Below are 17,784 nucleotides of genomic sequence, written 5' to 3' on the forward strand. Positions count from 1 at the left end.
TAGACATAATACAAGTTGAGCATATCTTGCAAATAGATGTGCTTATATAATCTTAAAATGAGGCTATATATAATGTAGCTTGATTTTAAAATTATAAAAAGGATGTGTTAATAATGAAAAAAAGAAGTATATTTATATGCCAGTTAACAACTTATGAGCAACAACAAATAAAAGAATCTATAGAGAATTTTTTAATAAATAATGGTTATGAAAACAGACTTGAAGAGATTACACAGAATGCAATGGATGGCAGACTATGCGACTTAGAGGACGATTTAAGCATTGAAAATATTATACCTAGTATATTAAAAGATATTTGTAATTCATGGGAATTAGACTTTAAAGGTGACTTATTAGAAAATATTGACGATATACTTGAGCAACATGGAACTATTAAAAACTATATAGAATATCTAATAAATGAATGCTTCCCAGTTTGGATTGAAGAGTCAAAAACAGAATGTAAAGAGAATACAGAATTATATATTAACTATCAATTAAGACTTAAAAATATAGTAAATGAACTATAAAAACAATGTTTTATTAAATGTTTTAACTTGCATATAACAAATACATAATAATATTATATGCAATGTAAAGCAATTAATTGCTAAAATTTAAAAGGTTGGTGCTTTACCATGATTAACATTTACTCAAAAACTATTACAATTGCAAGAATTAAAGACGTTGACTATATACACTATAATAATGAACTTGTTTCATTCAATGACAATGAAAAAAAATGCTTTTATATTGAAACTAAAGACATGAAAAAAAACTCAGTTATAGATTATATCAAAGACACTTACAACTATAAATATAATAACTACACTATTGAAGAATGTTATTGCATAACAAACTTGTTATAATTCACACGTCATAGCGTGTATAAATAGTGCTTTAGGCTATGAGCGTTAAGAGGTTAAAATATAACCTCTTAGGTAGTAATTTAATTACTAATAAAAGGATGTAAAGCAATGTTCAGAACTAAGAAAATAAGTATCAAGGGTATAAAATCAATAGAATTTAAAGATATTTCAATGGATAATGAATTGATAACAATGGAGGCATGGGAAATAAAAGAAATTATATACAGTAAAGACGGTCAAGAGTATTATATCGAAAATTGTGACGGATTATACTTTTCTGCTAAAGAAATTAAGTTCACAAAATAAAAGTGAAGAGGTGTATTAAATATGGTAGAGAATGGTTTTGTGTTTGCAGTAAATAAAAGCTATGCAAAGAAATTAAAACAAGATGTAAAAAACTCTATAAAACACGAAAAATTCTTAGAAGTTATTTTAAAACATAATGTAAATTGTAGTGAACGTTTTAGCATTAAAGAATGGAATAAAAGCGACATAATGAAACTTTATAAAAATTCAGTTTATACCATGAGACTATTAACCTTTAATGATAATGATAAAATACAATTTAGTTTTAATAATGAAATAATTTAAAAGTATTCTTTTAAAAGATTGAGAAAGAGGTGTATTTATGTATTATAAATCAGTAATAATCACTAACCAGTTAGGAATTTATTATAACAACACTGAAGAAATGTTAATACCTAAAGTTATAGGATGTATTAAAAGAGGTTTTAATCAAGCTTTGCTCCATATTAAATTACTACCTTTGGGTGGACGTTACCGTGGAGATGTTAGGGTTTAAATGTTTTAGTTTGCATACTACAAATACATAATAATAGTATGCAATGTAAAGTATTTAATATAAATACTAAAATTAAAAAGGTAGGTTTTTAATAATGAATAAAGAATTAAAAGTATTATATTTTGAAGGTGCAGGATGTGAAAATACATGGAGAGGTGAAATATCGAATTGTAGAATTAGAACGGCTTTCACAAATAATGAGGGTAAAAAGATTTACCTTGAAATTTGTGGAATGGGTAAAACACAGGATGACCTTAAAAAATATCATAGATATGGAGGTTATGAAGTAGGTGAAGCAATCGGATTTATTGATTCTTGTCATTATATAACAAATGATAATAAAATTGATGACTGCAACAAATCACGTTTAGAATGTGAAAGAAACAAAAATATTTCATATTCATACAATGGTATTTTAAAGTTTGTAAATGAAAATTGTAATTGTTCTTTTGATAATATAGAAGTTTTAGGATGGTTAGCTGGGTATAGAGTATTTGCAGACGAAACAAAAGAAACTTCTAACACTTATAAAGCTTATAATTACGGGGATGAATTTCAATATAATATTACATTAGAAAACACTAGAAAAGAAATTCAAAAACATTTTTATGACTTAGAAAAATCAGAAGGAAAACAATATCCAAACTTTTCTTTATGGGTAGACGATAATAACATTAACTTATTACATTTATTAAGACATTTTAATGGATATAATAAACATTGGTCAATAAAAACAGATATAGAAAATTGGAAAGACAGTATACAAGAAACTAAATTAAATGAATATGGATGTTAGTTTAATTTAAATGTTTTAACTAGCACATTAACAATTAAACAATAATATTAGTGTGCTATGTAAAGCAATATTAAATTGCTAATTATAAAAAGGGATGTGCTGTAATAATGACAAATTTAAAAGCAATGTTTACAAACTTAAAAGAGATAGAAAAACCAGAATTTAAAACAGAATGGAATGATACTGATTTTAAAAATGTTAACAAAGCATTAAAGAAGTTATTTATTAACAAGACTTTAATAGACCATAGAGGACTAGCACAAAAAATGTATTCATTAAATGATATAGAAATGTTTTTCGGACTTCCTTACACTTCATCAAGTAGCTATGCAATGATAGGAAATACAAACACACAGTATTATATTGATGTTGAGGAGCAATTCAACATTGAACTATTTGCAGTTACTACAGATAATAAGATAATTCTTGAAGCGTGGGACAACGAAGAGACCTCAAAATATTTTGTTATAGGAGGTTCAAACTAATGCAAAGAGATGTTGTATTTTTAAAAGATGATGGATTATTAAAAGCTTTATTAAACACTAAATTATGTCAAGACACTGGAAAATATATTATAAAGTGCAAAGATGATATAAAGGTTATGGAGAAGCTCCAGGAGGCATGTAATGAGCATATGAAAGCAATTGGATATGGTAGGTATAAGTTATTATTCGCAAATGAAAATAACTATATGGACAGTTTAGAGGTATAAAAACATTTCAAGAGTATTAAAACAACTAAATAATACTCTTGAAGCTTGTAAAATGTATTTTATATAAGAGGCTGCAATTGCCATAAAATGCATTTTAGAGGCTAAGAAGCTTCATAATTTTAAAGAGGATGTGTTAATAATGAAAAAAGAATATACCATTGAACAAATGGCGGAGTCAAGATGGTTTTATACATTTACAGATACAAACGAAAAAGGCGAAAAGATAATAATTGAACTAGACAAATGTGAAGATAGTTCTTTAAAAAATTCTTTACCTAAACTTTGGAAACAAAATGGTTATGTAGATAGAGTATTAGAAACTTACTGGAGTATTCAAACTTATGTTAAAGATACAGAAGGTAATAGTTTTGGCAGATACAACCCACAACATAAGCTACGTGAAGACGGAAAAGGCGAAGTAATAGATTTTGAATGGATGTTTGAAGCTACAGAGGAGAATAAAGAAAAATTAAATGATGAGGTTCATAGATTAGCTTCAGAAGCTAAGGGAGAAACAGCAACAGAATCAAAGAATAGGAGAATAAAAGAATATGCAATAAAAAATAATATTGATATATATAAAACAATACCTCAAGGATGGAATATATTAAATGGTGGTTTAACTGCTCCAATAGGCACTGTTTGGATAAGTAACATGGCATCATTCAAAAGTGGAAATTTAAAACAAGGCATATTATTTACAGATTAATTTTAGCTAGTAATTTAAAACAATTATTTTATTAAAAATTGGAGGGTATAAAAATGACAAATATTGAAAAGAAAAAATGTGAAAATTTGTGTATTGAAGCAATAAAAAATATTGAAGAATCAAATTCTTTATATGAGGAAGCTGAAAAGATAGATAGAGAATTTCATCAAGCAACTACACAATTAAGAAGGGCTGATAATAAAAGAGGTTACGCAGAAGGCATTAATCAAGCATTAGCAGTTATTGGATATACGTCTGAAAATATGAAAAAATTAAGTAAATTAATTTAATTATCGTAATTTCAAATAATGGTTTAAAAGGAGAATAAACATGGGTTATTATAATTTAAAAGTAACAAATTACAATAAGATAATTTTTGAAGTTCAAAAACAGTTATTAAAAGAGGATAAAGTTGTAATACATCAATCAATTATTAAGGCAATATTCAACTCTATGATAGATGCTAATAATCCTAGTTTAGATACTGATAATCTATATTTTAATTGTTACGTTGATGGAATTAAAAACCTTATTCAATTGGATAGGGATATACAAAATAAGATAAATGTTAAAATTTAAATATGAGGGAGATTGAAAGATTATGAAAAGAGAGAACTTTGAACTAATTATAAAAATTGCTAAAAGGGCAGAAGAAAATGGATTACTTATGTTTGATAGAATGTCACTTATTATGGATTTAGAATGTGCAAAAGAAGAATTTAATTTAAGACTTGACGATTTTCTAAATGCTGACAATTTTAATTTTTCTCATGATATTTATGGAATACAAAGTAATCTTAACAGACAAACAAAGAAAATGGAAAACTTCTTTTTACCACGTTTCACTAGTAGAGATTAAAATAATGATTTTAATATGAAAGGATGTTTTATAAATGATTAATATTACTATTGAAATTGAATTGGATGGAGTAATTACAGTAAAACAGTTAAAAATGCCTTTAGAATTAAAACATGATTTTGTAAAAGCAAATCAGTATGTTAGAAATTACTACCAAGAATTAAGTTATAATGTCGGCAAATATATTAGAATATGCTAATAAAAAACAGATTTTAAAAGGGAAGAGGTTTTATAAATGGATAGATATAAAAAAGGGTTTAGAAAAGATTTAAGAATTAGCTATGAAAATGAAAATGGTAATATTATCAAAAGAAATTACACATATATTACTGATTTCTTAAATGAAATGGAGTCGGATAATATTGACATACCAATGTTAGACTATACAAACGTTATAGCGATTTTAGGGGAAAACATTTTTAATCAGAAGCAATTTAATACAATAAGTGATTTATTAAAATATATAAAAAACAATATTATAATAAAAATCTAATTTTAATATAGTTCCAGGAGGCGGAAAGAATGAATAAAATAATTAATAATGAAGAGGAAAAGAATTTAAAATATGTTGAATTGACATTTTCACATGGTAAAGTTGTATATTTTAGACTAAATAAAGAGGAACTAGAAAAGGCTTTAATATCGTATGAAAATGGAAATATACATGAGTTTATAACTAGTAAAGGAAATATTTATAATATCAGAATGAGTTATATCGTAGACCTTAAAATAAACAATGATTAACGATTAAACAATAATATTACAAGCTTTACGGCTTGTATATAGCACTTAAAAGTTGAATAGGTGTAATTACTCAAGAAGATTTTAAGTGCTATATAGAGGGCGTAAACCTTCAATAAAAAGGATGGTGTAACAATAATGAATGAAATAAAATGTAATGAATATGGATGTATAGAAAATGAAAAATTTAAACTTGAAATATCAATAAATGGGGATGTTCTAGTGTATAAAAATATTGCTGCATTCCAGTCAAAACATGGTGTGTGTTACGCAGTAGCAGAACTAAACGAACCAAATGAAATAAGCAAATACACATATAATAATTTTTTAGAAGAAGCAGAAGGGAATGAAATACTAGCAAGGAATTGTTTTGAAATGACTGGTGAAATGAACACATACCCAGATTATTATTTTGAAATGGGACTTGAAGAAGGATGGTTTGTCCAATGTAAATGTATGCATGTATTTGACCACCATACGAATGATAAGTGTCCTAGGTGCGGAAGTCGTGAGTTAGTCGTTGGAGATTGGGACTATCTAGGGGAGGAATAAACTTTCTATTAAAACTATCCTTTGATAACAATTAAACAATGATAGTACACTCATATAAGGCTTGTTAACTGTTGGAGGATATAAAGCTAGGACAATGTTATAAACACGTGCTAGAGAGGTATATCCTGCTTAGAATTAATAACGTCAAGTCGATAATATTAGAAAGAGGGTGAATAATAATGGCCATAAAATTTAAGGGATCTATGATAGACTTTAAAAAGTATGTTGAAGCTATGAGTCTTGTTTTTGGTCAAAGTGCTAAGGTCAAAGATGTTTTAAGAAAGATATATAGTTGAGGGTATTATCAAATAGGTATTTTAAAAGAAAGGTGTATATTAAGATTATTTTATAAAACTGTTTTAATAATGTATAATAAAGGTATAGAATGTATATAAATCACTCACCGTAAGGGAGTTAAGAGTAAAGGAGAAAATAATATGTTGAACCTACATATTTTTAAAATGAAAGATGGAGTAGAAAAAAATTGGGATGATGTAGATTTTACTACAGAATGTGAAATAGTAAAAATAATTAAAGGTGAAACCAATGAAGAATGTGAAACAAAAGCAGTAGAAAATGGATTTGGTGACACAGATATATACGGATGGAGTTATAACGAAACTCTTTAATTTTAAAATTATTTAACAGAAGAAACGAGAGGACTTAGAAGAAAATGGGGAAAACACGTAAAGGCAAAGATATAACAGATAAAGTTTTTGAAAGACTTACAGCAATAGAGCCTACAGAAATTCGGAAGGATGCAAATATTGTATGGAAATGCAAGTGCAAATGTGGAAATGAGACTTTCGCCACTATGCGTGATTTGAAAGATGGAAGGGTTAGAAGTTGTGGCTGTATAGCCACGGAACTTGCAAAAGAGAATGCTATAAAAAACATGGCAAAATTTAAAAAGAATAATTGTATAGCAGGGACAAGGCTTGATATTGTTAAGGGGAGTATGCCGAGAAGGAAAAATGCTACTGGCTACAAAGGCGTTTATCGCAAATACGATAGATATGTTGCTAGCATTATGTTCCAGGGCATACGATACTCTTTAGGTCATTATGATAAAGTTGAGGATGCTGCTAAGGCACGAAAAATAGCTGAAGAAAAATTATATGGGGATTTTCTTGAATGGTATGAGTCAGAATATAAAAATAAATAGTTATTTAAATACCGCATTATTCAACTTGGATAGGCGGTATTTTCGTTATCACTATATCATATAAAAGATTAGTTTTAGTTTAACAACTCAATAGTAATGATGAAGGGAGGTGAGATTTTATGAATATTGAGCAGCAGAAAGAAAAAATAGAAAGCTTATGTGACACGTTAAAGACTTCAATGCTGAATAACTTGGAACAGTTTCCTGAGAGCTGGCAAGACTTAGAGTTTAGGCAGTATATGAATGACAAGGCGCAACAATTTAACCCTGTTAGGATGACTAGGACTAGAATGAGAGTCTATAAAGACTATGTAGAGATACATAAATTATAGTATCTCTTAGAAGAATAAAACATTGACAATAGAATAATAATGATATAGAATAAATTCGACAAGTAAACAATAATCATGCAGAAAATAATGGTAGCTGATATGAAGCTGCAGAGTAGTTTATAATCTTTACTACTAATTAAAGAAAGATGCTCAAATTTTCCCCACCTTGAGCTAAATACATTTTTGATGTGTTTAGCTGAGGGGTAATTGACCTCAAAATAAAAACTTAGGGGGATAAAGAAATGAGCACAAAAGGAGCTAGAACACCAGGGGTAAAGGATTGCACACTAAACATTATTATAAGTGGACTTATGTTTCATAAGGAGGCAATAAAGAGAGAACAGGATGCAGAGAAAAGAGAATTTCATAAAAAAAGACTTAACGAGTTAAAGCTTGAATTAGAAAATCATAAAGCAGCCTAGAAAATCAAAGTAATTTAGAAAAAATATAAACAGAGTGGCAATGCTTGCTACTCTAACAAAACAATTTTAAGGTGGGGTAAATAAAGTGGAAAAAGTTATAGTTAGAAGGTCTGATATTTTTGAGGTTCAATTAAAAGGTGAAGGGAATCTCCTTCATGGAAAACATCCGGTTCTAGTTTTAAGTTGCCAAGTGTCAAATAAATTTAGTGACTTGATAAATGTAGTTCCATTAACTTCCACCACTAATAAAGACAACCCATCAAACGTATTAATAGGAACAGAATGTGGATTAAAATGGGAATCCGCGATACTTACTAACCAAGTACAAACAATTTCAAAAAGTAATATTTTATTCAAAATAGGATTTGTAAACCTACAAAAAATGCAGGAGGTTGAAAGAGTGTTAATGAATCAACTAGGAATTAAGAATAATTGGGGAGACTTGAAACTATATCAGATTTACGAGAAGAATAGAATGGAAATCAGAATGGCCAAGTGTCAAGAAGATTACGAATTGTTGAGACAGTTATCAGAAAAATATTTAAAAAACTTATATGAAATGGGCCGCGTAATACAGGGTACAGAAATACATGCAGAACTAGAGTGGGCAAATTTTCATCTAGCACTAGCATTAAAGAAAAATGGTCAAATTTATGAAGCTTATGATGTAGCTAAAAAATCGTTAACTTTTAGTACAACAATAAATAGTGAGTATATTTATACCTGCTGGATGGTTGGAAGCTTGTGCATAGAGTTGGGTGATGATTTTGTGTTAGAAGGATGCGAGATGTTTGAAAAGTGCATTACATTTTATGATCAGATTAAAGAGGAAAGATATAAAATATTATCTCAGTTCAATAAAGCAAAAATACTAAAGAGGGTTCCTGAGATGCAAGCATGTATTAAAAGTTATAAAGATACTAGATTTAAACCGATGCTTTGTAGTTTTTCAGATATGGAAAAAAGTGAAGTCATCTTAGAACTTCAAAAAGAATTAGACGACATCAAAAAATTAGTAGCCTAATAAATAGCATGGGAGCGTTAAACTCTCCCATAGAATATTTATTAGGAGGTCTTCAAAAGATGAAGATTACAAAAAGAATTGCAGCAGTAGGGTTAGGCATAGTTATAATGGGAGGTTTATTTGCTAGTAGCACTAAACTAATAACACAAAAAATAAACGTGCCGACAATAAATGTCGCTACAATCGACCCACCAACTCATTAAAGAAGGGGATAATCCCCTTCTTTTCTAAAAAAGAATCATAACTATAAAATAAATTTGACAAATAAATACTTCCAGTAGTATAATAATTTTAGAACATATGTTCGTAAAATATATGGAAGAGGTGTTAAGTTTATGACAAAAGTTTACATGTTAAGCTACGAAACAATGTGCTTAGATTTATTAAATAATAATGTTAAAGAAGAAGATATTGAAGAATTTGTAGAAGAAATTTTAGGAGAACTAAGATTAATCAACATAATTGAGAATGATGATAGTTATGTTGTTGGAAATTTAACAGCATTTTTATTAAAAGAAAAATTCGGAATAGAATGTACTGAGATACAATTAATATAAAAGGAAGGAATGGTAATAATGATATTAATAGAAGAAATGAATAAAATAGAAATAGAGAATTTATGTTTCAAACATGGCTTCTCTTGGGATAAGATTGGAGAATATATTAGAATACAAAGTAAGAGAGACACATGGTATATAAAGGATATAAACCACGATGGAAGACTAATAGAGCTAGAGCATCAAAACAAATATAGAGATGCAAGGTTTCATTCACAAGGCAAGCATGAGAATTTAAAGAATATCTTTAAATCTATAGAAAGCCATGACCATAGAGAGGAATTAGGGCACAGAAATAATAAACTGACTAGAATAACTAATACATTCAAACTACTTGGCTTATACAATTAAAGGATAATATGTCGAAAGAATAATTAAACAATAATGTATAAGAAAATTAAAAGAAGTATATAATAATAATATAATCTTAGGAGGAAGTATCTATGGAGAACCATCCAATAATGTTTTTTTTCTTGATAGTAATTTGGGGTCTATATGCTGTATATTACGCAATAAAGACAGTAGTTGTATTGTTAATAGGACTTTACAAATGGTCAGTTAAAAAGATAAAAGAAAGGAAGGTAAATAGTAATGTTGTTGATAGATGAATATAAGGACTATTTACATGGAGTAGAAGGAAAGTCTGCTGGGACAGTCGAACAGTATTACAGTAGTGTGCATTTGTTTATGCAGTATATGAAAAAGAGTGAATTCTCTATAACTAGGCAAAGTATAATTAAAGTTAAATTATCTAACATATATGGCTTCATAAATAGTCTAACTGAAAGCAACTCAAATGGGACTCGAAGAAACAAAATATCAGCATTGAAATCATTCTTTGAATACTGCAAGGAGATTGAATTGTTAAAGCATAACATTATTGTTGACTTAAAAAAACAACCTAAGAAAAACAAAAGGATTGCAAAATACTTTACATTAGAAGAATGCAAGAGACTAGTTAACTCAGTAGGTGGAAGGAACAAAGAAAGAGATAAGATGATGATAATATTATTTCTTAATACTGGAATAAGATTAGCTGAATTAGTCAGCCTGAACATTTCATGTATCGATAATGAAAACTTGAATATTGTAGGGAAAGGAAATAAAGAACGTGTAATACATTTAGATTCATCAATTATAGACTTATTGAAAGAATATATTAAGACGACAAGAGCTGATTCAGGAATAGAAGTAGATGCATTGTTCTTATCTGAACGTTTGACTAGGGTATCAAGCGATTCAGTACAATCGGCGGTTAATAAAGCAATAGCCAATGCAGGATTGAATACAGAAGGCAAGAACGACGTGTCCGTTCATGTACTTAGACATACTTTTGCTACACTTCAATTTCAGAATGGTGTCAGTATAAGAACTCTTCAAAAAATACTTGGGCATGAAGATATTTCAACGACTCAAATCTATGTTCAAGTTGCAGATAATCAGATGATTGAAGCAGCAAAAACCAATCCGCTAAAATCTATATATTAAATAATAACGTCGAACGAATTATATTCGATTCAGTTGACAATAAGATAATAATAATATAAAATTAAATAAACGAGGGGTGGATATATAATGGAAACAAACATAGAATTATTAAAAGATTTAATCGAGATAAGCGATCTTGTTCCACAAGAAAAATTGAACACGATAGTCCAAACATTATTGAAGACAGACGATATTATAAAAGCTAGAATGTTAAGTGAGAAGATTATATCTGGAGACTTTAGTAGTTTGAAGGAAAGTGCAATCGAAAATCTTGTTGACGCATTCTCAAAATTGAACGCAAAAGGAACAGATAAGATAGAGATAACAGAAGATGAAGATGAAGATGAAGGAAAAGATAATAAGACTCAAAATTTAGAATATGAATTGAGATCGTTGAAACTAAAGATGGAATCTATAGAACATAATTCTGAAAAGCGATTGAAAGAATTAGAGAAAAAAAACAAAGAGTTAGAAGAAAAGAATAGTAAATTAATATCTATACTTGAACTAACGAAGAATTCGGAATTGATTGAAGTTTCTGATGAAGATATAAACGAATTATATATAAAGCATTTAGAAAGCGGAGAGACTACACACAACAATGCATTTATTTTGAATGATACAATTCCAAAAGCATATTATAAAGTAAAATAGTATTGGAGGATGTAAATAATGTTAACACAAGAATACTCAGAGAAATTTTTAGATGAACATGATAAAGAAGGCAATAAAGGTCAGATAATAAAAAATATAATTGAAACAGAAATAGAAACAAAAATAGAATTATTAGATTGGGAAGATGCTGAGATTGCTACATTCCTAAAAAAAGCAGGTTCTGTATCTCCACAAGGTTTAAATAAGAGCATGGTTATATTAAGAAAATTCGCTGACTTCATATGTAAAAAGAAAAAACTTGCGATACGTGAGTATATAATGGAAGATGGAGTTCTTCTTTCTTTAATAGACAAAGAGCAACTACTAACAACAACTATTAATTACGACCAATATCTGACGATAAGATCTCAACTAGATATGACAGAAGGTGGAATGAAAGTTAATCTTAGGGATAAAGTAATCTTTGAATTAGCCTGGGAAGGGCTACTGAACGACGAAATAAGAGCAATTAAGGAAGGAAATATAGAATTTGTTCAATCAGAAAATGGATGGGAGATTGCAATAATAAATTTAGAAAATAAAGTTTTTAGAATCGAAGATCCGTCAGTTGCAGAAGATATTAAATTGTGTTTAAAAGAACTATCTTGTATCAGAACAACAAAGGATGGAAGGACTAAAAAAACTCTTTATAAAGATTCAGAATATCTAATCAAACCAGTTAATGTTGGAAGAGTGTCCGACAAAACTTATTTAAATAATCCTCATTTAGCTTTGCAACGTGCTCTAAGAGCTAGCGATATTCTTTGTAAGGGGATAAATGTAAAAGACTTAACTTTAGCAGACATCAGAAGGAGTAGATTGATATACTTACTAGCTCCAGAGAATGAAGAGTTCTTTAATTTTGAAACTGTAGCAGCAATATACAATTTGAAGAGACCAGAGGCTCTGAGATGGTATAAGAAAATCGCAGAAGAGAAATACGAATAGATTATGGAGCCAAGTTACGTGCTTAAAACTTGGCTTGACAGTTAACAATTAAACAGTACTATTATAAATCATAAGTTTTAAGAGAAAAAAAATACTAAAATATAAAGAAAGAAGGAATGTAGAATGTCAACAATACAAGATGAACTTTATGGAGTAAAAAAAGGATATATTGATACAAAGGTAGACGGAGCTCAAGAAAAAATATCACAACAACTATATAAATTAATTACAGAATCAAAGAAAGATTATAATGAAATAGTTTTAATATGTATAGGAACTGACAGAAGTGCAGGAGATTGTTTTGCTCCAATGCTAGGTACATTTTTATCTGAGAGAGAGGAATTAAAAGGAAAATGTAAAATATATGGGAGTCTCCAAAACCCAGTTCATGCTAAAAATTTAGAAGATACTTTAAATACAATTGATGCTAAAAATTCATTGATAATAGCGATTGATGCATGTTTAGGTAGTACTGGTAATTTGCAAAAGATATGTATAGCAAACGGAACACTTACTCCAGGGGCAGCTTTTAATAAAGAATTACCTTCCATTGGGGATATTTCAATTGCAGGTATAGTTAATATATCTGGCGCATTTGAGTTTATGGTTCTACAAAACACAAGAATCGGAATAGTTTATGAAATGGTTAGAAATTTAGAAGTTGGAATAATATCTGCAATAAATAAGCTAAGCGTAAGAAAAATGATCATTAACGACAAGGTTGCAGTATAGCCCAATAAAAAGTGGATTTCAAGAGAAGGGAGATGTATTAATAATGATATTGTTTGACTGGTTAAAAAGAAATAAGAAAGTTGCAGCAGAATGTTACTCAGCTCCAGGGGAATCAAGGTTAGCAAAACTCTTTTGGAACGAGAAACTTGGGTTATACGAAGATGACTTTGGAAACCTATTTGAAAAAGAGAATAGTGGGAATGGATTGTGCACATTGAAAAAAATATCTATTTTTGATGAGAGGTTCCTAAAACACATTTAAAATCTAAATTTGATGAGGGTGTAGCAATTAAACAATAAGATATGTTAAAATATTCTTACATATTAAAATGTAAGGAGAAGGTAAAAATGAACGGACTTAAATATGTATTATTGATACACGTTATGGAGCATGAAGAGTTAGCTGAGAAGCTTGGTGTTAAAAAATCATATATTGATAACCGAGTGGCAGGGAGAAGCGACATTCCTCAAGAATATAGCAAAACCCTTATGGATATCTTCAACATACCTATTCGATACTTTAACGAAGAATTAACTGAAGAAAACATAAAATATATCTTGGAACATAGTAAAAGTTGTGGTGTTATAACGGGGCTTGAGTATGTGCTAAATATATATGAGATACAGAATAAGGATTTCGCAGAGATACTTGGTATTAATAAACAAATCATCAATCTATGGAAAAAGAAAAAGCAAGGTATACCTAGTAAATACATCCCTGGAATTCTAGAAATATTAGGTGGAACTCCTTCAAAGTACCTACAGAAAGAATTAACAATAGAAGACATGAAAGATCTTTCAACATATATAGATATGAAAAAAAATATTCTACAAAACAAAGAGTTTAGCGAAAGAATTATTAAACTAAATAGAGAAGTTATGAAAAAAATAATTAACAATGTTCCGTTAAAAATATCTAGTGACTTATTGGATAAGATAGAAGAATTGTCTCAACGTCAGCAGTTAACTGTAGATCAACAAATTATAAAAATACTGTCTGATTATTTCAAAGAATAATATAAAAAGAATATTTTAATAGGAAGAAGACAATTATAAAATATAAAAGTGAGGAAGTATAATTAAACTTTAAATCAATAAATAAATTACAAAAGAGGAATTTGAAATGACATCAAAAATTGAGATAAGAAATAGTGAAATTATTAGAAAAAGTGTTGCAGGGAAAACACATGAAGAATTAGCCATAGAATATAGTACATCTTTATCTAATATTAATAATATAGTTGGACAATATATTGAATTCAAAAATTATTGTAACGAAATGGAGAATTATATATCTAAGAATGAAATTAATAAAGACGTAAAAATGTATAATTTGCTTAAACTATTAAAATTTCATACACGTAGCATCAATGCATTGATAGATAAAAATATTATGAGCATTGAAGACCTTATCTCATTGGAAAGGGATGAAATTTGTTGTATAAGACGTATTGGAAAAACAACCGTACAACATATTAATGAATGTATCAATAACTATAATAATAATGGTAATAATTCGTTAAAACCATTCACAAATGATGAAATAATTTTGAATAATTTCAATAAAAATGTGAATCTTTTTATATTAAGAGGAAAATTAACTGAAAATAATAGAATCACTTGCCCTTGTGCTAATAATCAAATACTAATACAAGCTATAAAAGGTGATAGAGAGTATATTCGGAAATTAATTGATTTAGTGGATAATAACCAGTTCACATTTAGTTTTCTGAAAAAGGAAGTAAATAAAGAATTCGATAGATTGGAAAAAAGAAATGAACAGTTAGTAGAAATGTTAAATAAAATGTGAAGAGCTATAAAAGTAGTTTTTTATATTAAGGAAATGTATAATTAAATAAAATAATAAAAGTGAAAGAAGGAATAATATTATGAAAAACATTAACAATTTAAAACCAAAAACAGCAATTATACTTGAAGGGGAAAGCAATGAGGTTATGACCTTAATTCTAAATGAAACAGTTGTTGAAGTAACCACTGATGGCACTGAACATGTTAAAAAGCAAGAGGGACTAATTACATTTATAAATGAAGATGGACTTAAGCTCGAAGCTGGAGACCTAATATTTTGGGAATATGTAAAAGAGATAAATGTCTTATAAAAATAGTTTCTATTACAAAGATACTAAAAGAGATATAACTTAAAAGACAACTTATAAAGGAGAAATATTGATGAATGAGAAAAATTGTACTGATTGTGGATATTGTAAAGAGTTTCCAGAGCATAGTTTTTGTCAGTGTTCCGACAAAGGAAGTCATGAATTAACGACTTATAATGAAGCAAAGAATTGTGAATATTATGATGATGATAGCTGGATGAAATAATAAAATGAGTATTTGATAAGACGAAATTTGAAAAAAATACGTAGTGAAGAGATTAAGTAAAAAATGATTAGTTGGTTTAGAAATATAATAAAAGCCTACTAAATTACATTAGTAAGCTTTTTTCGTTTAAATATCTTAAAATTGTACAATTTATTGCCTTCATTATAAATTCCATTACTTATTATCACGGATTTTTTTACTGGAAAAGTGGGTGATTGTTACTGGGGGATCTACGCTTTCGTCTTTTACACATTTACACACGCCTGAACTACAATCTTGTACATAACCCTCTGCGCATGGCGGGTCAGTACGTAAAATTTTAGAGTCAACAGATTGATTAGTGTGTTTTTTTTCTTTTGGCGAATTATTCATCTTATTCACATCTCTTTCCTTTAATATTAGCTTTATTACTTCTAGTATGTCTAAACCTAAAATATTTTATACATTGATTACCTGGATGATAACAAAGTAACTTATAATAGTGAAAATGAAGAATGTCCGCCAATGTATTTTAGCGAAAGTCTTTAAAAATTGAATAGTGTGATATATGTATGTTATAATTTAACAATAAATAAATTTGAATTTTGTTGTGATTTATTTACAAATCCAATAAAATGGAAAGGACAAATTAAATGGACAATTGGTTTACAATAGATCATATAGATAAGGATACACATATCATCAGTGAATACCGACATTGGGAGGAAACACATGCCTATCTTTTAAATGGTACTGAAAGGAGCCTATTGATTGATACTGGTCTTGGTATTTGCAATATTTATGATGAAGTGATAAAACTGACTGACAAACCAATAACTGCTGTGGCAACTCATATTCATTGGGATCATATCGGTGGGCATAAGTTTTTTCCTGACTTTTATGCTCATGAGAATGAATTAAACTGGCTGAATGGAGAATTTCCACTGACTTTGGAACAAATCAAGGACATGGTAGTAGATCGTTGCGATTTGCCAGAAGGTTATAATGTGGACAATTACAAATTCTTTCAGGGTACACCTACAATGGTTCTAAAAGATAATGACATCATTGATATAGGAGGACGTTCTATTCAAGTGCTACATACGCCCGGCCATTCACCAGGACACATATGTTTTTTTGAAAAGGAACGTGGTTATCTTTTCACAGGTGATTTAGTTTATAAAGATACTTTATTTGCTTATTATCCTTCTACTGATCCGAAAGCTTATTTGAAATCAATTGAGAGAATTGTAACACTTCCAGTAAAAAAGGTTTTTCCAGCGCATCACAGTTTGGATATACATCCAGAAATACTCATTAGGATGCGTGATGCTTTTAGACAGTTGGAATCGAAAGGTAAATTGCATCACGGTAGTGGTACTTTTGAATACAAAGATTTTGCTATCTGGATATAATTACAAACTATAAAAGACAGAATGAGTATAGCAAAAAAAATTACAAATTACAATTTATAGTTTAATAATACAAGTTTATTAAAAAATGAATAACATTTTTAAATATCACATTATTCAAAAGTAAATGAATGTTGTGATATTTTTTTGTGCGTAATACAAATAAAATGGTAAATTTAAAATAGAAGAGACATATTAAGATGAATAATTTATTTTAAAATAGGTATTGTTTATATTTTAAAAAGTGTGATATACTATAGTTATAGAAAGTCGTTGGACTTTTGTTATATTATATGTTGGATACTAAAAGCACTTTGTCTGCGAAAACAATGGGTGCTTTTTAGTTTTTTGTGGATTTATCTGAATTTTCAGTTGTAATTGCAATTTCACTATTAACCACATCCTTAATTGAAGTCTTACTTTTAACAGTAAGTCTATCTTTTAAGTAAGTAGAAATAAACACTATTGTTGCCATTCCTAAACTTGTTGCACATATCATAGCTACAATTGTAATTTTATCGCTCACACTCATCACTCCTTTGATGATAGATTGTCCAACGACTTCCAATGGTTTGAGAAAAATACAAGGAGTGATGTAACCAACATATTATTTTCTCATAAAATTATTATATCATAACTAATGAGGTGTTGGAATATAATTGAAAAATTAATTACTTAATACAATGAA

The 17,784-nt window shown here is 28.6% G+C and carries 36 protein-coding genes; 35 read left to right on the forward strand and 1 reads right to left on the reverse strand.

What is annotated here, in order from left to right; all coding sequences use genetic code 11:
- Positions 1 to 113 precede the first annotated feature (113 nt).
- The 35 genes from G9F71_RS08395 to G9F71_RS08565 all read left to right on the forward strand — a co-directional run bounded on the left by G9F71_RS08395 (position 114) and on the right by G9F71_RS08565 (position 17,099).
- The gene (locus tag G9F71_RS08395; RefSeq protein ID WP_164948803.1) at positions 114 to 530 is read left to right on the forward strand and encodes a hypothetical protein; all 417 of its coding nucleotides are present in this window, start codon (positions 114 to 116) and stop codon (positions 528 to 530) included.
- 108 nt (positions 531 to 638) lie between these two features.
- A complete protein-coding gene (locus tag G9F71_RS08400; protein WP_164948804.1) occupies positions 639 to 869 on the forward strand; it encodes a hypothetical protein in 231 nt (76 codons plus the stop codon).
- Between the two features lie 108 nt (positions 870 to 977).
- Entirely contained in the window at positions 978 to 1,175 is a 198-nt protein-coding gene (locus G9F71_RS08405; RefSeq protein ID WP_164948805.1) for a hypothetical protein, read from the forward strand.
- Positions 1,176 to 1,196: 21 nt separating this feature from the next.
- Positions 1,197 to 1,460, forward strand: coding sequence for a hypothetical protein (locus tag G9F71_RS08410; protein WP_164948806.1), 264 nt, complete (start codon positions 1,197 to 1,199; stop codon positions 1,458 to 1,460).
- A 37-nt stretch (positions 1,461 to 1,497) separates the two neighbouring features.
- Positions 1,498 to 1,671, forward strand: coding sequence for a hypothetical protein (locus G9F71_RS08415; RefSeq protein WP_164948807.1), 174 nt, complete (start codon positions 1,498 to 1,500; stop codon positions 1,669 to 1,671).
- Between the two features lie 94 nt (positions 1,672 to 1,765).
- Entirely contained in the window at positions 1,766 to 2,467 is a 702-nt protein-coding gene (locus G9F71_RS08420; RefSeq protein ID WP_164948808.1) for a hypothetical protein, read from the forward strand.
- Positions 2,468 to 2,574: 107 nt separating this feature from the next.
- Positions 2,575 to 2,952 carry a hypothetical protein gene (locus G9F71_RS08425; RefSeq protein WP_164948809.1) on the forward strand — a complete coding sequence of 126 codons (378 nt, stop codon included), beginning with the start codon at positions 2,575 to 2,577 and terminating at the stop codon, positions 2,950 to 2,952.
- On the forward strand, positions 2,952 to 3,179 hold the full coding sequence (locus tag G9F71_RS08430; protein ID WP_164948810.1) for a hypothetical protein: 228 nt from the start codon (positions 2,952 to 2,954) through the stop codon (positions 3,177 to 3,179). The genes G9F71_RS08425 and G9F71_RS08430 overlap by 1 nt, the downstream gene beginning before the upstream one ends.
- Positions 3,180 to 3,318: 139 nt before the next feature.
- Entirely contained in the window at positions 3,319 to 3,888 is a 570-nt protein-coding gene (locus G9F71_RS08435) for a hypothetical protein (RefSeq protein WP_164948811.1), read from the forward strand.
- A 53-nt stretch (positions 3,889 to 3,941) separates the two neighbouring features.
- Positions 3,942 to 4,178, forward strand: a complete 237-nt coding sequence (locus tag G9F71_RS08440; RefSeq protein ID WP_164948812.1) for a hypothetical protein — start codon at positions 3,942 to 3,944, stop codon at positions 4,176 to 4,178.
- 40 nt (positions 4,179 to 4,218) lie between these two features.
- Positions 4,219 to 4,467, forward strand: a complete 249-nt coding sequence (locus G9F71_RS08445; RefSeq protein WP_164948813.1) for a hypothetical protein — start codon at positions 4,219 to 4,221, stop codon at positions 4,465 to 4,467.
- A 22-nt stretch (positions 4,468 to 4,489) separates the two neighbouring features.
- Entirely contained in the window at positions 4,490 to 4,747 is a 258-nt protein-coding gene (locus G9F71_RS08450; RefSeq protein ID WP_164948814.1) for a hypothetical protein, read from the forward strand.
- Positions 4,748 to 4,781: 34 nt separating this feature from the next.
- Positions 4,782 to 4,946, forward strand: a complete 165-nt coding sequence (locus G9F71_RS08455; protein WP_164948815.1) for a hypothetical protein — start codon at positions 4,782 to 4,784, stop codon at positions 4,944 to 4,946.
- 36 nt (positions 4,947 to 4,982) lie between these two features.
- The gene (locus G9F71_RS08460) at positions 4,983 to 5,240 is read left to right on the forward strand and encodes a hypothetical protein (protein ID WP_164948816.1); all 258 of its coding nucleotides are present in this window, start codon (positions 4,983 to 4,985) and stop codon (positions 5,238 to 5,240) included.
- Between the two features lie 29 nt (positions 5,241 to 5,269).
- The gene (locus G9F71_RS08465; RefSeq protein ID WP_164948817.1) at positions 5,270 to 5,491 is read left to right on the forward strand and encodes a hypothetical protein; all 222 of its coding nucleotides are present in this window, start codon (positions 5,270 to 5,272) and stop codon (positions 5,489 to 5,491) included.
- A gap of 135 nt (positions 5,492 to 5,626) precedes the next feature.
- Entirely contained in the window at positions 5,627 to 6,040 is a 414-nt protein-coding gene (locus G9F71_RS08470; protein WP_164948818.1) for a hypothetical protein, read from the forward strand.
- A gap of 437 nt (positions 6,041 to 6,477) precedes the next feature.
- Positions 6,478 to 6,669 (forward strand): hypothetical protein, encoded by a 192-nt coding sequence (locus tag G9F71_RS08475; protein ID WP_164948819.1) that lies wholly within the window; start codon positions 6,478 to 6,480, stop codon positions 6,667 to 6,669.
- A 44-nt stretch (positions 6,670 to 6,713) separates the two neighbouring features.
- On the forward strand, positions 6,714 to 7,205 hold the full coding sequence (locus G9F71_RS08480; protein WP_164948820.1) for a hypothetical protein: 492 nt from the start codon (positions 6,714 to 6,716) through the stop codon (positions 7,203 to 7,205).
- Positions 7,206 to 7,324: 119 nt separating this feature from the next.
- Positions 7,325 to 7,537 carry a hypothetical protein gene (locus tag G9F71_RS08485; RefSeq protein WP_164948821.1) on the forward strand — a complete coding sequence of 71 codons (213 nt, stop codon included), beginning with the start codon at positions 7,325 to 7,327 and terminating at the stop codon, positions 7,535 to 7,537.
- A 242-nt stretch (positions 7,538 to 7,779) separates the two neighbouring features.
- Entirely contained in the window at positions 7,780 to 7,959 is a 180-nt protein-coding gene (locus G9F71_RS08490; RefSeq protein WP_164948822.1) for a hypothetical protein, read from the forward strand.
- A gap of 85 nt (positions 7,960 to 8,044) precedes the next feature.
- Entirely contained in the window at positions 8,045 to 8,983 is a 939-nt protein-coding gene (locus G9F71_RS08495) for a type II toxin-antitoxin system PemK/MazF family toxin (RefSeq protein ID WP_164948823.1), read from the forward strand.
- Between the two features lie 8 nt (positions 8,984 to 8,991).
- Positions 8,992 to 9,186, forward strand: coding sequence for a hypothetical protein (locus G9F71_RS08500; protein WP_164948824.1), 195 nt, complete (start codon positions 8,992 to 8,994; stop codon positions 9,184 to 9,186).
- 132 nt (positions 9,187 to 9,318) lie between these two features.
- A complete protein-coding gene (locus G9F71_RS08505; RefSeq protein ID WP_164948825.1) occupies positions 9,319 to 9,540 on the forward strand; it encodes a hypothetical protein in 222 nt (73 codons plus the stop codon).
- Positions 9,541 to 9,558: 18 nt separating this feature from the next.
- Positions 9,559 to 9,891 (forward strand): hypothetical protein, encoded by a 333-nt coding sequence (locus tag G9F71_RS08510; protein ID WP_224626262.1) that lies wholly within the window; start codon positions 9,559 to 9,561, stop codon positions 9,889 to 9,891.
- Positions 9,892 to 9,983: 92 nt separating this feature from the next.
- Positions 9,984 to 10,148, forward strand: coding sequence for a hypothetical protein (locus tag G9F71_RS08515; RefSeq protein ID WP_164948826.1), 165 nt, complete (start codon positions 9,984 to 9,986; stop codon positions 10,146 to 10,148).
- Entirely contained in the window at positions 10,132 to 11,028 is an 897-nt protein-coding gene (locus G9F71_RS08520) for a tyrosine-type recombinase/integrase (RefSeq protein WP_164948827.1), read from the forward strand. Before G9F71_RS08515 ends, G9F71_RS08520 begins: the two co-directional genes overlap by 17 nt.
- Positions 11,029 to 11,115: 87 nt before the next feature.
- Positions 11,116 to 11,682, forward strand: coding sequence for a hypothetical protein (locus G9F71_RS08525; protein WP_164948828.1), 567 nt, complete (start codon positions 11,116 to 11,118; stop codon positions 11,680 to 11,682).
- Between the two features lie 18 nt (positions 11,683 to 11,700).
- The gene (locus G9F71_RS08530) at positions 11,701 to 12,630 is read left to right on the forward strand and encodes a hypothetical protein (protein WP_164948829.1); all 930 of its coding nucleotides are present in this window, start codon (positions 11,701 to 11,703) and stop codon (positions 12,628 to 12,630) included.
- Positions 12,631 to 12,753: 123 nt separating this feature from the next.
- Positions 12,754 to 13,362 (forward strand): spore protease YyaC, encoded by a 609-nt coding sequence (yyaC, locus tag G9F71_RS08535; RefSeq protein ID WP_164948830.1) that lies wholly within the window; start codon positions 12,754 to 12,756, stop codon positions 13,360 to 13,362.
- 43 nt (positions 13,363 to 13,405) lie between these two features.
- Complete coding sequence (locus G9F71_RS08540) at positions 13,406 to 13,624, forward strand: hypothetical protein (RefSeq protein WP_164948831.1); 219 nt, start codon at positions 13,406 to 13,408, stop codon at positions 13,622 to 13,624.
- A gap of 86 nt (positions 13,625 to 13,710) precedes the next feature.
- Positions 13,711 to 14,379, forward strand: a complete 669-nt coding sequence (locus G9F71_RS08545) for a helix-turn-helix domain-containing protein (RefSeq protein WP_164948832.1) — start codon at positions 13,711 to 13,713, stop codon at positions 14,377 to 14,379.
- Positions 14,380 to 14,485: 106 nt separating this feature from the next.
- Positions 14,486 to 15,172, forward strand: coding sequence for a DNA-directed RNA polymerase subunit alpha C-terminal domain-containing protein (locus tag G9F71_RS08550; protein WP_164948833.1), 687 nt, complete (start codon positions 14,486 to 14,488; stop codon positions 15,170 to 15,172).
- Positions 15,173 to 15,251: 79 nt separating this feature from the next.
- Positions 15,252 to 15,482 (forward strand): hypothetical protein, encoded by a 231-nt coding sequence (locus G9F71_RS08555; RefSeq protein WP_164948834.1) that lies wholly within the window; start codon positions 15,252 to 15,254, stop codon positions 15,480 to 15,482.
- 70 nt (positions 15,483 to 15,552) lie between these two features.
- On the forward strand, positions 15,553 to 15,705 hold the full coding sequence (locus G9F71_RS08560) for a hypothetical protein (protein ID WP_164948835.1): 153 nt from the start codon (positions 15,553 to 15,555) through the stop codon (positions 15,703 to 15,705).
- 632 nt (positions 15,706 to 16,337) lie between these two features.
- Positions 16,338 to 17,099: an MBL fold metallo-hydrolase gene (locus G9F71_RS08565; protein WP_164948836.1), complete on the forward strand. Its 762-nt coding sequence runs from the start codon at positions 16,338 to 16,340 to the stop codon at positions 17,097 to 17,099.
- A 337-nt stretch (positions 17,100 to 17,436) separates the two neighbouring features.
- On the opposite strand, the gene G9F71_RS08570 is transcribed toward G9F71_RS08565, so the two are convergent.
- Complete coding sequence (locus tag G9F71_RS08570; protein ID WP_164948837.1) at positions 17,437 to 17,622, reverse strand: hypothetical protein; 186 nt, start codon at positions 17,620 to 17,622, stop codon at positions 17,437 to 17,439.
- Between the last annotated feature and the right edge of the window lie 162 nt (positions 17,623 to 17,784).

The organism is Clostridium sp. FP2 (assembly GCF_011065955.2).
Classification (GTDB): domain Bacteria; phylum Bacillota; class Clostridia; order Clostridiales; family Clostridiaceae; genus Clostridium_AD; species Clostridium_AD tagluense.